9 protein-coding genes are annotated in these 13,329 nt (G+C 69.5%); 6 read left to right on the plus strand and 3 right to left on the minus strand.

What is annotated here, in order from left to right; all coding sequences use genetic code 11:
* Positions 1 to 128: 128 nt before the first annotated feature.
* From RB628_RS36585 to RB628_RS36595, 3 genes are read right to left on the minus strand one after another with little or no spacing between them, the layout of a single operon-like run.
* Positions 129 to 776 carry a hypothetical protein gene (locus tag RB628_RS36585; RefSeq protein WP_318324953.1) on the minus strand — a complete coding sequence of 216 codons (648 nt, stop codon included), beginning with the start codon at positions 774 to 776 and terminating at the stop codon, positions 129 to 131.
* The gene (locus tag RB628_RS36590) at positions 773 to 1,297 is read right to left on the minus strand and encodes an RNA polymerase sigma factor (RefSeq protein ID WP_318324954.1); all 525 of its coding nucleotides are present in this window, start codon (positions 1,295 to 1,297) and stop codon (positions 773 to 775) included. The genes RB628_RS36585 and RB628_RS36590 overlap by 4 nt, the downstream gene beginning before the upstream one ends.
* Positions 1,294 to 1,575, minus strand: coding sequence for a hypothetical protein (locus RB628_RS36595; RefSeq protein ID WP_318324955.1), 282 nt, complete (start codon positions 1,573 to 1,575; stop codon positions 1,294 to 1,296). The genes RB628_RS36590 and RB628_RS36595 overlap by 4 nt, the downstream gene beginning before the upstream one ends.
* A gap of 355 nt (positions 1,576 to 1,930) precedes the next feature.
* Between RB628_RS36595 and RB628_RS36600 the strand changes: the two genes are divergently transcribed.
* The 6 genes from RB628_RS36600 to RB628_RS36625 all read left to right on the plus strand — a co-directional run bounded on the left by RB628_RS36600 (position 1,931) and on the right by RB628_RS36625 (position 13,115).
* The gene (locus RB628_RS36600; RefSeq protein WP_412180783.1) at positions 1,931 to 3,313 is read left to right on the plus strand and encodes a DNA-binding protein; all 1,383 of its coding nucleotides are present in this window, start codon (positions 1,931 to 1,933) and stop codon (positions 3,311 to 3,313) included.
* 307 nt (positions 3,314 to 3,620) lie between these two features.
* Positions 3,621 to 4,331 (plus strand): TnsA-like heteromeric transposase endonuclease subunit, encoded by a 711-nt coding sequence (locus tag RB628_RS36605; protein ID WP_318324961.1) that lies wholly within the window; start codon positions 3,621 to 3,623, stop codon positions 4,329 to 4,331.
* Positions 4,328 to 6,580 (plus strand): transposase, encoded by a 2,253-nt coding sequence (locus RB628_RS36610; protein WP_318324957.1) that lies wholly within the window; start codon positions 4,328 to 4,330, stop codon positions 6,578 to 6,580. The genes RB628_RS36605 and RB628_RS36610 overlap by 4 nt, the downstream gene beginning before the upstream one ends.
* Complete coding sequence (locus RB628_RS36615) at positions 6,574 to 7,602, plus strand: TniB family NTP-binding protein (protein WP_318324958.1); 1,029 nt, start codon at positions 6,574 to 6,576, stop codon at positions 7,600 to 7,602. Before RB628_RS36610 ends, RB628_RS36615 begins: the two co-directional genes overlap by 7 nt.
* A 162-nt stretch (positions 7,603 to 7,764) precedes the next feature.
* Entirely contained in the window at positions 7,765 to 10,923 is a 3,159-nt protein-coding gene (locus tag RB628_RS36620) for a Helicase associated domain protein (RefSeq protein ID WP_318324959.1), read from the plus strand.
* A 53-nt stretch (positions 10,924 to 10,976) separates the two neighbouring features.
* Positions 10,977 to 13,115 carry a P-loop NTPase fold protein gene (locus RB628_RS36625; RefSeq protein WP_318324960.1) on the plus strand — a complete coding sequence of 713 codons (2,139 nt, stop codon included), beginning with the start codon at positions 10,977 to 10,979 and terminating at the stop codon, positions 13,113 to 13,115.
* Positions 13,116 to 13,329: the final 214 nt, after the last annotated feature.

The following is a 13,329-nucleotide window of genomic DNA, read 5'->3' on the forward strand; positions in this document are numbered from 1 at the left end:
GGCCGACCCCCACACGTGTGGGGGTCGGCCGCCACTTCAACGAGTCGTCCGGCCTTCTCGCATGAAGGCCTCATGGAGGCTGGTCTACAGAGGCTCTCCCGTCTGTGGGCGCGTGACGCGCTGCCGTGTCAGCACCGTGGTCCGCCAGTGGTGTGGTCCAGGTGCGCCAGGAAGTCCTCGATCTCACGCACGAGAGCTTGTGTTGCTTCAGACAGCCCGATTCCGGCTTTTCCCAAAGCCCAATCGACTCTGTCTGCAGATACGCGAATACCGGCTGCCCTGCACACGAAGCTGCTCACGAACACACTGAAAGCTTCTTCAGTGTGTTCTTTTTCGCGCCCGGAGCATGCCGATAGTTCTTGTACTCTCTCGGCATCGAGGACATGAAGATAATCCCGCGCATCCTCATCACCCTTGAGAGCTGCCTTTTCCCACCAGCTTCGCGCTTCATTATCCCTGTCCAGGAACTCAAGGATTTCTGCTACGCGCCGCGTTTCCTGCGGTGTCGCGGAATCATCGATTTCCTTTTTCAGGAGAGCGCGTAGTTCACGGGCCGCGCCGATTCGATGGTTTCCGTTTCCGTTGTCTTCCAGGCAGGGGGCGGGGGCCGGGGGCCAGCCCGCAGGCTGGCCCCCCTCCGCCTGGACAGGGTCCTCGGCGATCCGAGAACCCTTGGAAAGTACCTGCTCAGAGCCTTCGAGCAGGAGCCACAGGGCGAGGAGCCGGATGGTTCCCCGCTCCTCGGGCTGATGTGTCCAAGCGGACAGGTATGTCATGCGGTGGCCTCCTCGCCGTGTTCGTTGATGGACTTCTTCAGGTTGTTGGCGGCGGCTTTGATATAGCGCTTCACCGACTCCTCCTTTATCTGGAGGCGCTGCGCAACCACTGCAGGGCTGAGGTCCTGCAGAACACACAGGTTGATGACCTCGCGCTGCCGTTCAGGAAGGCTGGAGACAAGTTCGTCAATGCCTTCCTTAATCATTTCGTAGGCGGCATCGGGGATGCCGGTACCTGATTCCCTCTCGGGCATTTCATGAACCTGCACCGTGACCGTCCGCTTGTTCCGACGGAACTGGTCGATGACCGCCCGCTTCACCGCGGTGCGGCCGTACGCGGTGAGCGACCCCTCCTGTGCGGAGATCGTCGCCCACCGCCGGTACATGTTCAGGTAGACGTCCTGCACAGCGTCCTGGGCGCTGTGCAGGTCGCCTGCCTGGGCCCGGGCCAGTCGGGAGAACGCCTCGATGGTCTCGAGGACGAAGGACTCGAAGTCCGCTCCCGGGGCGGCCTCGCTCACGCAGCCTCCCGCGTGGCGATGGCCCGGTGGCCTGCCGGGTCGGCTGCGTCCTTGCGGAACAGCCACGTCGGCCGCCCCTCCTCGAAGCGGGCCGCGGCGCCGCCGTCGGGCAGGGACTGCGCCATCGCGACCATGGTGGCGCGCTGCTCGCGCTCCGTCAGGGTCTCGATGTACGCCTTCACAAGCATCTCCACGACGCCCTTGACACGGCGCATCGCGAAGACCAGCAGGACCAGCAGGGGAACCCCGCCCGCTCCCACCCAGTACGACCAAGTCATCGACCAGGCCTTCCAGTAGTGACGAACTCGTTGATGAAGGCACAAGGCCCTCATCCCTTACACGCCACTGGGGGCCTGGATCCGGATGCCGGACGGAAAGAATTTTCCCAACTTCCCCCGTTTCCGCGGCTGTCACGCTGTTTACCCAGGTCACAGGGGTAGCAGGAGGCGCCGGGAAATCCGGTCGGATCATCACGGTGCGCTCGAACGGGCCACTCCCCCGCCGCACCGACGCCTGCCGACTCCAGGAAAAGGGACACCCACGGCCCAGGGAAGCAAGCAGACGATGGGCCCAGGGCCGGACGGCTCCTGCGAAAACGCCCGCCCGGATCAGCGAACGCGAGACCGTGGTGGAGTGACCCATCGCCCCGCCCTCCTGCGGACAGCCCCCCTGCGGGGGGAGACAACCTCGTCGCTGATCTGCCGCATCGCAAACCGCTACAGGATGGAAGCGAAAGTGCTGCGGTTGTGCTGGCAGTGGCGCAACTACCCGCCGGGGCACGACGGCGGGGGCGCACGGGCCGACGCCGAGGTGCTGCTCAACGCAGCCGGACGGCAGTTCCTGGCAGGCCTGTGCGGCGTCGAGGAAGACGTTCTGGCGCGGGCGTTGCCGTCGTGGGGACAGGAGGACGCCAAGCTGTCGGCCGGAAAGGACGGGGTGCCGGCGGCTGCGTGGCGGACCGGGGGCGCGGTCGCCGGGCCGGTCGCCTTCGGCTGCCGCCTGTGCACCGCCGGGCGCACGGGGACGGCCGTGCGAGTGGTGCGGTACGCGCCGCGATGGGAGCGGGTGTGTGTCCGTCACGGGCGGTGGCTCCTGGACGCGGACGCCGACCAGCCTCTTGAGTATCTGGACGTGCGGGGGGTGCCGGAAGTGGCCGCGGCGCAGCGGCGGTGGACGGGTGTGGCGCGGCGGGCGGTACGGGCCGGAGCAGAGCCGGAGAGGGTGTTCGCTCTCGCTTATGCGGTGGTGGCCCGGTGGTGGGAGCAGGCCCTGCACTGGGAGCGCGAGGTGCTCTGGCCGCGGCGGCTGCACCAGGTTGCGGGCGGCAACGCCGGGACGGAGCTGGAGCGGTGGCGGATCGTGGGCCGGGACGCGGTCGTCTTCCCCGAGGTGGTGGCCGTCGCCGACGCGCTGCTGGACCCGGCCATGGCCGAGCTGGCATGGCGCGCAAGCGGCGGGACGCGGCCTCGGGCGCGGGGTGAGGATGACCCGTTCTGCCACCGGCTGGGCGAGCGGGTGGACCGGGACTGGCTGGGGCCTCTGGTCGCGACCGACTACGGCGGCCCGCTGAGCGGCTGGAGGGGCGCGATCGTGCGCGGCCGCCGCGGCAGCGAGCCGCCGGGATGGCGGGACGATCCGTGGCATCTGAAGCGGGAACAGCAGCCCGCAACGATGGCCGGCCAGCTGCGTGTCATGGCGGCGGAGGCACAGGCTGGCGGCTCGGGTACCCGGTGGCGTGCCACCGTTTCCGCCGAACACCGCTTCCACATCACGCGGTTGCTCGACGACGCCCGCGAGGAGCTGGCGCAGCTGCGCGGCGCGCAGAGCGGCACCACCGCCGAGGTGGCCCGCACGCTGCTGGAGCACCTCAGCCAGAGTGCCGAGCTGGTCGACCGGGCCGTGCTGCATACCGCCGCCGCGGCCGTCGCGGCCGGTGTGGCGCTGGAGGAGGTGGCCCAATGGTCCCGTCTGCCCGCCGAGGAGCTGGCCGCGGTGCTCACCCTGGGCGAGGGCTGACACAACGGCCTGCACTGGGAACGTGAAGGTGCGGGACTCTGCACTGACACCGGTGCCCGGGCGCGGCACCCTGGGTGCCGCGCGCAGCCCAACGTCCGGCGGTTGCACCGATGTTGCGGTTACCGGCCGGTTCTCCTGCGCGTCAGGTCAGGCATGGCGTTGTGTGGAGTACGTGATCATCGACAGCAGCCAGGAGGCCGCATCGTCCGCAGTGCCCGAGGCCCGGTGCCGCATCCCCGAGCCGCACAGTACGGGTGGTGCTGTTCGACGCGAAGAAGCTACGGCTGTAGATGCAAGCCTGATCGATGTGCGCTTTCGAGACCCTCTGGGATGCTCGCGTCAGGCCCCGTGGCTTGAGGCTGCGCAGGACGTCGTCTTCGAGAAGAGTCCTGCGGTACGGCCTTTCCCCGTCCGGCCCGGGCGGCGCGTTGCTCCGGGCTGGTGGTGGTCGTCGACGACCGGGCGGCTGGTGGCATACGGGTCCGGTGTCATGCGGACCCAGCTCATGCTGCTGGACCAGGAACCGGCGGTGGAGGCGCTGGCCTGTCGGCCAGTGGAGCTGGTTTGGCGTGAGGAAAGCAAGGCCGTCGGTCATGCGCCGCAGCTGATGGCCAGGCTTCAGGACGGCAGCGGCCTGTTGCTCGACTGCGCCGGACGCAGCGGACCCTCTGTCCGGCTGGCGGCGCGGGCACGGGTTGTGGCGGCTGCCGCCAAGGCAGCGGGCTGGTCCTACCGGCTGGCGGGGCCGCCGGATCCAGTGTTGGTGGCCAATGTGCGGTGGCTGGCGGGTTACCGGCATCCCAGGTACGCCGCAGGGCCGCGGACGCCAGCTCTGGTGGAGGTGTTCGCCAGTCCGCGGCCGGCGGTGGAGGCGGTGTGTGAGTTGGGTGACCCGATCGCCGTGTGGCCTGCGGTCTTTCACGCGCTGTGGAGCGGTGTGCTGCAGGTGCGGCTGGATGAACCGCTGCACGAGCGTGCCGCCGTCTCGGTCGCACGGCAGGAGGCCGAAGCGGCGTGACGCAGGCGGTTGTCGAGGTCGGGGCGCGCCTTCGCTACGACGGACGGGTATGGACGCTCGCCGTGCTCGAAGGCGCCCGGGCCACGCTGGTGAGTGACGAGGGCGCCTCGGCGGTGGTGTTGCTGCCCTACCTGTTCACCGATCCGTCCTTCGAGGTGGAAGGCGGACCGGCGCCGGGGAAGGTGCCGCCGTTCGGTCTGCTGGAGGCGCTGCCGGAACAGGTACGGGAGCGGGCTCTGGCGTGGCAGCGGCATGTGCGAGAGGTGGAGACCGGCTTTCCTGACGCGGTCGGGCAGGGCGCCCCGCGTGAGCAGTTCGATCCGGCGACACGGAGCCTGGCGCAGCGGGAGCGGGCCAAGGCCGAGGAGTTGACGGCGGCGGGCTGGGCGGCGAGTGCGGCGACGGTGCGCCGGATGCGGGCGCGCTACCGCAGCGAGGGCTTGTGGGGGCTGGTGGACGGCCGGGCGGCGCGGGAGCGATCGGCCGTGGGGCGGGCCGATGAGCGGGTGGTCGCGGCAGTCAGGAAGGTGCTGGAGGGACAGCGGGAGCGGTCGACGGGCACGCTGGTGCGGCTGCGCCGACGGGTGGGGTGGCTGCTGGAGGAGGAGTACGGCGCCGGGGCGGTCGCCCTGCCTCCGACGTCGACGTTCAACCGGCTGGTGCACGCAGTGGCCGACGGACAGGGCCTTTTGGGGACGGCGGCGCAGCGGCGGTGGCATGCGTCGCGGCCGGCACCTCCGTTCACGCCGACGGTGGCACTGCGGCCCGGCGAGCTGGTGATGCTGGACAGCACGCCGCTGGACGTCATGGCGGTGCTGGACAACGGTGTGACCGGCCGGGTCGAGCTCAGCATCGCGCTGGACGTGGCGACGCGCAGCATCTGCGCGGCGGTGCTGCGGCCGGTGGGCACACGGTCGGTGGACGCGGCGATGCTGCTGGCGCAGATGGTGGTGCCTGCGGCGATGCGGCCGGGCTGGGACGCGGCGCTGTCCATGCAGCGGTCGATCATCCCCTACGAGCGGCTGGTGGCGCTGGACGCGCGGCTTGAGGGGGCGGCTGCCCGGCCGGTAATCATGCCGGAGACGGTGGTGGTGGACCAGGGCCGGGTGTACGTGTCGGCGTCGTTCGTCTCGGCGTGCGAGAGCCTGGGGGTGTCGGTGCAGCCGGTGCCGCCGGCGAACGGCCCGGCGAAGGGGAACGTGGAGCGGACCTTCCGCGGGATTGCCGACGGGTTCAGCCAGTACCTGCCGGGCCACACCGGCTCGGACGTCTCCCAGCGGGGCGCGACCGCGGAGCAGGATGCCTGCTGGAGCCTGACGCAGCTTCAGGAACTACTGGACGAGTGGGTCATCTGCGGGTGGCAGGAGCGCCGGCACGAGGCGCTGCGGCACCCGATGATGCCGCGGGTCGCCGTCTCCCCGAACGAGATGTGGGCGGCTTTGGTGGCGTTGACGGGGCATGTACCGGTGTCCTTGTCCGCCGATGATTACGTCGAGCTGCTGCCTCTTCGGTGGCAGGCCATCAACGACTACGGCGTCCGCTTCGGCTACCGCACCTACGACCACCCCGGCCTGAACCCCTACCGGCGCCGCCGCTCACCGCGGGCCGACAAGAACGGACGGTGGGAGGTCCACCACAACCCCTACGATCCGAACCGGGTGTGGGTGCGCCTGCCCGAGGGATGGCTCGAGGTGCCGTGGGTCCACGCGGGAGCGGTCAGGCGCCCGTTCACCGCGTTCACCTTCGACCACGTCCGCCGTGCCGTGGAACGCCGGCATGGCCGTGAAGAGCACGAGGCGGCGATCGCCCAGGCACTCGATGAGCTGCTGCGCCGTGCCGGCCAGGGACTGGGCAGCAGGCGAGAGCGGACGGTAGCCGCCCGGGCCCAGGCGGCCGCGCAGATGACCGATCCCTCCCCCGCCACCACCCCGCAGCAGTGGCCTGCGCCTCTCGCACCGGGGGCCTCGTTCGGGCTGCCCGGCTCCTTCACCGTCCCGCTTCAGGATGCCGACGGCTGGGACGCCGACGACAGCCTGGACGACATCGAGGACGACCCGGACGACGAGGACTACCTTCTCGCCGCCCTCGCCGACGGCCAGGACACCGCGGCAGGCCACGCGGATGAGGCCGAAGCATCCGGGCCGACGGCCGAAACGCCCCGGGACCAGGCCGCCGAGCAGACGCCGGACACCGCCGGGGCAGGCGGCATGCGCATCTACGACCCGTACCAGGAGGCCCAGGCATGGTGACAGCGGCCCAACCCGCCACCACGAGCACGTTCAGTCCGCTGACCACGTGGGACGGATGGCAGCAGTTCGTCGACACGCCCCACGCACCGGCACGGGACGCCGACGACCAGGAATGGACGCTGGAGCAACGGGAGGACTACCACGCACAGTTCGTGGTGCTGAAGACCCCCGCGATGGACATCATCTCCACTGCGGTACGCCGCCTGCTGCTGCTCAACCGCGGCCAGCAGGGCGGAGCCAGACGCGGCCTGATCATCTCCGGGCCGGCCACCACCGGGAAGACCACCGCCATGCAGCAGCTCGGGCGCACCGTCGAACTCGCCGACCGGCGCCGCCACCCGAACCAGGACGAGCGTCTGCCGGTTTTGTTCATCACGGTGCCGCCGTCCTCCACCCCGAAGATGCTCATCAGCGAGTTCGCCCGCTTCCTCGGCCTGCCGATGCTGGAGCGGATGAACCAGATCCAGATCACCAACGCCGTGTGCGAGCTGCTGTGCGAGATGGGCACCCAGCTGGTCCTGGTCGACGACGTACACCTGATGGACACCCGCAGCCGGGCCGGCGCCGAGACCTCCGACCAGCTGAAGTACCTCGGCGAGCGGATCCCGGCCACCTTCGTCTACTCCGGCATCGACGTCGAATCCTCGCCGCTGCTGACCGGTGTGCGCGGCTCCCAGCTCGCCGGCCGCTTCAAAATCGTGCGCAACCAGCCACTGCGCCACGGCAGCCCAGCCGACAAACAGATCTGGCACGACCTGGTACACAGCATGGACAGCGCCCTGCGGCTGCGCCGCCACCGGCCCGGCACGCTGCTCACGCACGCCGCCTACCTGCACGCCCGCACCGGCGGCCGCATGGGCAGCCTCTCCCACCTCGTCCGCGAAGCCGCCCTGGTCTCGCTGCTGGACGGCACCGAGAAGATCACCAAGAAACTGCTCGAACAGATCGAGCTCGACAGCGCCGCCGAACAACGGGCCCGGGCACCGCACCGCCGCCGGATGCCCTCGCAACGCCAGCCCTGACCGGCGGGGTCTGCCTCAACCGTCCGTCCCGCTCCCCCACTTGGCCGCTGCTCGGATGCCAGCACATCCGAACCCTCCAGGAACGACCTCTGCCCCCTCATGCACGACTCTCTTCCACCGCAGCCGCAGCCGCCGCGTACGGCTGCGGCACGTCCAGGGCCGGTGCGACTCGCACCGCTGCAGGACGAGACGAACCTGTCGTACCTGGACCGGCTGGCCGACCGCTACCGGCTCGGCGTCAGAGACCTCATCCCGGCACTCCTCCAGGTCGGCGGAGGCCTGTTCAAGGGCTACCGCACGGACGGCGAGATGTACCTCAACGCCGAAGCCCGTGCCCGCGTCTCCGCGTTCAGCCGTGTGCCCGAGGAGATCCTTCAGCGGGCCCTGCCCGCCTGGAGCGCCCAAGAGCCCGTCTCGCCGGACGGGGCGGGTGCAGCTGGGCGGTTCCGCTTCGGAAGCGTGGTGCCGGTCGCGGGGGAAGGCTGCCGGCTGTGCACCGCCGCGCGCACCGGACGGACCAAGCCCGCCCGGGTGTATCTGCAGCCGCACACCCGGATCTGCCCGCGCCACCGGTGCTGGATGCTCGGCACCCATTGGATCGACGGCGCGCCGGCCGGCACCGAGCAGATCGATCTGGCGGGGCTGCCCGAGATGCTCTCGGCACACCGGCGGCACTTGGAGCTGCTGCGTCATCGGCCGGACGCGGTCGAGGCGTTCGCGGTCGCCCATGCCGTGGTCGTCTCCTGGTGGGCGCAGCAGTGGCCCAAGGAGGAGCAGTGGCCGCGCCGGGAACGCCAGACTGCGCCACCTGGAGCTGATCCGGGCTGGTGGCGGCTGCTGGTGCGGGACGCAGTCATCTATCCGGAGACCGTCGCCCTCACCTCGGTCCTCACCGGCGAACGCACCCGGCAGCGGCTGCTCGACGACACCGGCGGGCATGTGCCGCACACCCTCGGGTACGCCCCACAACTGGTCACCGAGCTGGCACGGGTCACGAGGCGGCCGTGGCTTGCCGAGCGGATCGCCTCGACCTCCGCCGGTCCCCTGCTGGTCTGGGCGCAGCACTGTGTGCGCTCCCCTACGGACTCGGCCGCCGCGGCCCGGGTGTGGACGCTGCACATGGCGCACCGGCCCCGGCCCGTCGCCCGGGAACTGCAGGCCTACCGCGACGCCGCCCACAAGGCGGAGAAGGCAGAGGACGCAACGCGGCTTCACCTGGGACTTCGGCACACGTCGACCCAGGCATTCACCACCGGTCTCGCGCACGCCCGTGCCTACGCCGCCGTCCACGGCCACCTCGCCGCACCGATCCACAGCCGGTTCAACGGCTTTGCCCTGGGCCGGTGGCTGTCGAACCACCGGAAATTCCCCGCGATGCCACCCGAACACGTCGCGGAACTCGAGACGCTGGATCCGTGGTGGCGACCACCGTGGACAGTGATGTGGCAGCGCTTCTACTACCAGGCCCGCGACCACACCCGCGCCCGCGGAGCCCTGCGGCCCGAACACGGCTTCCCCACCACCAGCTTCGGCCTGGGCGAATGGCTCTACAACCAGTGCACCGGCTACGACGCCCTGCACCCCGGCCAGCAGCGCCTCCTCGCCGACATCGGCCTCACCCACGACAGCGCCCGGACGGCCCGGCCCCGCCGCAAGCACATGGCCACCCACTTCCAGCGTTTCCTCGCCTGTGCCCGCACCTACGCCGACTCCCACGGCACGCTGGCGAACGCGACCACCGACACCGTCCAGAACGGACTGAAGCTGGGGCAGTGGCTGTCCAACCAGCGCAGCAAGGACCGAGCCCACCAGCTGCGTCACGGCACCCCATCGCCCCGCGCGCTGGCACTGTCGGCGATCGACCCCTGGTGGAACCCGCCCTGGACACTGGAATGGCAGCGCTCCTGGCACCAGGCCCAAAAACACGTCCACAACGGCCACGCCCTGGACACCGCAGCCGGATTCCCCGGCACCACCAGCGCACTCGCCACGTGGCTGACCACCCAGTGCGCCCAGTACGCCACCCTCCTGCCCGACCAGCACGACCTGCTCGCCCGCATCGGAATCACCGCGGACCAGGCCCGAAGTGCCGCCGCCCGGCCCGCCGAACGCGAAGCCGACTTCACCATCGGCCTCGGATACGCACGCTCCTACCACGCCATCCACGGGACCCTCGCCGCCGAAATCGTCACCGCCCACGATGGCTTCCAGCTCGGGCGATGGCTGCGCCGACAGCGCCAGCACGCCCGTACCGACGCCGGCCGGGGTGCACCTCCCTCTGCCGCGGCGAAGGCGCTGGAAAAGGTCGATCCCTGGTGGGGCCCGCCCTGGAGCCTGGCGTGGCAGCGCGCCTGGCAGCACATCCACGACCAGATCAAGGCCGGCCACCGGCTCGACGCCGACCACCACTTCCGCAGCTTCGCCCCCGCCCAGCGCACCTGGCTACGCACACAACGCAACCACTACGACGACCTCCACCCCGGCCAGCAGCGCCTCCTGGCCGACATCGGCCTCACCGGTGAGACGGCCCGCACCCGGCCCCTCAACCCCTACGCCGAAACCGCACTCGCGCACGCCCGCGCCTACGCCGACATCCACCACACCCTGGCCGTGGCCTACTCCACCGTCCACGACGGCTTCCCCCTCGGCCGCTGGCTCAACGACCAACGCCAACAAGCCCGACGCGACACCACCCCCAGCGCCCGCCACCAGGCCCTCACCACGATCGACCCGTGGTGGAACCCGCCCTGGGACCTGGCCTGGCAGCGCGCCTGCACCCGCGCCCGCACCACACAGAACCGCCCCCACGGTGTCCCGGCCGACGTACGCACCTGGATCAGAGCACAACACGCCGCCTGGACACTGCTACGCCCCCAACAGCAACAACTCCTCACCGCCCTGGACATCACCCCCGAAGCCGCCGCCCGCCGCCAAACCAGCCGTGTCTACCCCACAAGCCCAGGCCTCGCCCACGCCCGCACCTACGCCGCCCTGAACGGCCACCTCTCCTGCAGCAAAGACACCCACCACGACGGTTTCGCCCTGGGCGACTGGCTCGTACAAACACGCCGCAGAGCCCGACAAGGCCGCCTGGCCCCCACCACCACCCACACACTCGACACCATCGATCCCTGGTGGTGCCCGCCCTGGCCCAGCATCTGGCAACGCACCTACCAACAGACGAAGTTGAACCACCACACCGGCCAAGCCCACTCCCCCACCCTGCAGCGATGGACCGAACGGCAACGCACCCGCTGGAACACCCTCCACCCTGACCAGCAGGAGCTTCTCTCCGCTATCGGCATCTGCCCCAGCACCTGACCGCCTCGACCAATCTGCAGCGAGGCAGCAACGCGGTCAGGCACGCTATGCCGATGAGCGACGCGCGCTTCTTCAACGACGAACCGTTCCTCGATGACGAGGGGTCCGACCTGCTGGGGCGTGAACAGTACGCGCGGCACGCGGTGGAGTTGCTGGGGCGCGTCCGGGCCCAGACCGAAACCGGCGTCCTGGCTTTGATCGGCCCCTGGGGTTCCGGAAAGTCGACGGTCCTGGGCAAGGTGATACGCCTCCTGCAGTGCCAGGACGGCAGCGAGGACTGGCTGATCGCGGAGCTCAACCCATGGCTGTACTCCGACCTGGAGACGCTGACCGCCGCCCTGTTCAGCGAAGTCCGTGCAGCCCTTCCCAAAGGAAGGCGCTGGTCAGAAGTCCGTAAAACGCTCGGAGGCTTCGGGCAGGCCATCAGCCCCTTGGGCAAGCTCACCGCGCTGGCCGGCCTCGACTCAGAAGGCCTGATCAAGGCTTTCAGCGACCGCATCAGCGGAGACACCAGCGCCTCGGCGGCCAAGCGGAAAGCCGAAGACGCACTGCGGCGGGCAGGGCAGCCCGTCCTGGTCGTCATGGACGATCTGGACCGCCTCACCCCCGACGAACTGCTCCTTGTCTTCAAGCTGGTGCGCCTGGTGGGCCATCTACCGAACGTCTACTACCTGATCAGCTTCGACGAGCAGACGCTGCTGGACGTCCTGCAGCGCAGCGACCTCGTGGGAAACAGCGAGGGCAGGGCCCGCGAGTTCCTGGAAAAGATCATCCAGGTGCGGCTCGACCTTCCAGCGTTCCGCGAACGCGACGCCGCCGCCATGAGTATCCGCGCCCTCAACGCCCTGCTGGACTCCCACGGCCTGTCCATGACGCCAGGCGAGGAACGGCGCTTCTCCGAGGCCTACTTCCGGCACCTGCAAGACAGGCTGCAGACGCCACGGGCCGTGAAACGCTACTTCGGGCAGGCCGACGCCACTCTGAGCTCCCTCGCCGGAAACGTGGACCTGGTCGACTTCCTCATCGTCACCTTCCTGCGCACCAACGAGCCCGGCGTCTACCGGCTCCTGAGACGGCACCGCGCTGAGCTGACTGGTACCAGCATCGACCCAGCACAGCGACACAGCACACAACAGCCCGGCGAACGAGCCGAACGCTGGCGGAACCGGCTGGGCGAAGCCGGCGTGGCCGAAGAACACATCAAAGGCGTGCTCAACCTGCTCGCCCTGCTGTTTCCGAAAGTCCAGCAGGACCTCGGCAACGGCAGCGACACGAAAGCCGCCGCCCAACGCCGTGGGATCGGCAGCATCGACTACTTCGACCGGTACATGGTCTTCGGTGTTCCCGACGACGACCTCCCCGAAGCCGTCTTCGACCAGGCCCTGGCCCAGCTGACCGCCGACGCCCCGGGAGAGGAAGCAGCCGAACTGCTGCTCCGCCTCCGTGACGACACCCACCGCATCACCCGCCGGATCGAGCAGCGCCGCAGCGCTGGCATCCGCCTCCCCGCCGCTGCGCTGCTCAAGGCCATGGCAGACAGCTACGGGCAGCTGACCGCCGAACCGGAAATGATGGGCCTGGTCAACAGTGGCATGAGCCTGCAGTTCCTGGCCCGGGACCTCCTCACCGACCTCCCACCGGAACAAAGAGCTCCCGTACTGGCCGCCATGGCCGCCACCCCCGACGGAACAGTCCTGGCCACTCGGACACTGCACCGCGCCACCAATTCAGACAACGACGACTCCGAGGAAGTACAGACCACCGAAGACTGGTCTCTTCAGGCCCGCGACGCCGTAACCGAGCAGATCGCCCAGCACCTCGTGCCCACCACGGGCAGACCTGCTGAGGAACTCACCGAGTCCGACACCGACCTGATCTGGATGTGGCGCCACACCCGCCCCGACAGCCTGCGCCCCTGGCTACGCGAACGTCTCGACAACGGATGGGAACCCCTCCCCCTCCTGGGCAAACTCCTCCACCCCACGTCACGCCCGCACCGCCTGATCGATGAGAGTGTCCTGGCCGGCCTCGACGCGATGTTCGGTCTCGACAACCTCTACACACGCCTGGATCCCCTCCTCCAGGCCGAGACCGGCAACAGCCCTGCCGACGAACACCACGCCAACATCCTCCAAGCACTCCGCGAGCACCGCCCCAGCCAACCCTCACCCCACAACGGCACCACCACCTGACCGCCCTGAAAGAAAGGGCCCGCGCTCCTTCTTCGAGTAGCGGCCCAATCCATCTGCATGCCACCCAGGCAAACTGCACAACCCCAGGCCAGCAACCAACAGAACCCCGTCAGGCCACCCTCAACAGCACTATCAGCACCAAAATACGAACCACTACAACTGAGAAAGCCCAGCTCAGAGGGCACACACCACGCACAAAAAACTACCCGCGACA

This window comes from Streptomyces sp. ADMS, assembly GCF_033441795.1.
Taxonomy (GTDB): Bacteria; Actinomycetota; Actinomycetes; order Streptomycetales; family Streptomycetaceae; genus Streptomyces.

What these genes read in the sequence shown, in the direction of transcription:
- RB628_RS36585 (WP_318324953.1), bottom strand. Translation starts at nt 776, where the DNA reads ATGACATACCTGTCCGCTTGGACACATCAGCCCGAGGAGCGGGGAACC.
- RB628_RS36595 (WP_318324955.1), bottom strand. Translation starts at nt 1,575, where the DNA reads ATGACTTGGTCGTACTGGGTGGGAGCGGGCGGGGTTCCCCTGCTGGTC.
- RB628_RS36615 (WP_318324958.1), top strand. Translation starts at nt 6,574, where the DNA reads ATGGTGACAGCGGCCCAACCCGCCACCACGAGCACGTTCAGTCCGCTG.
- RB628_RS36625 (WP_318324960.1), top strand. Translation starts at nt 10,977, where the DNA reads ATGAGCGACGCGCGCTTCTTCAACGACGAACCGTTCCTCGATGACGAG.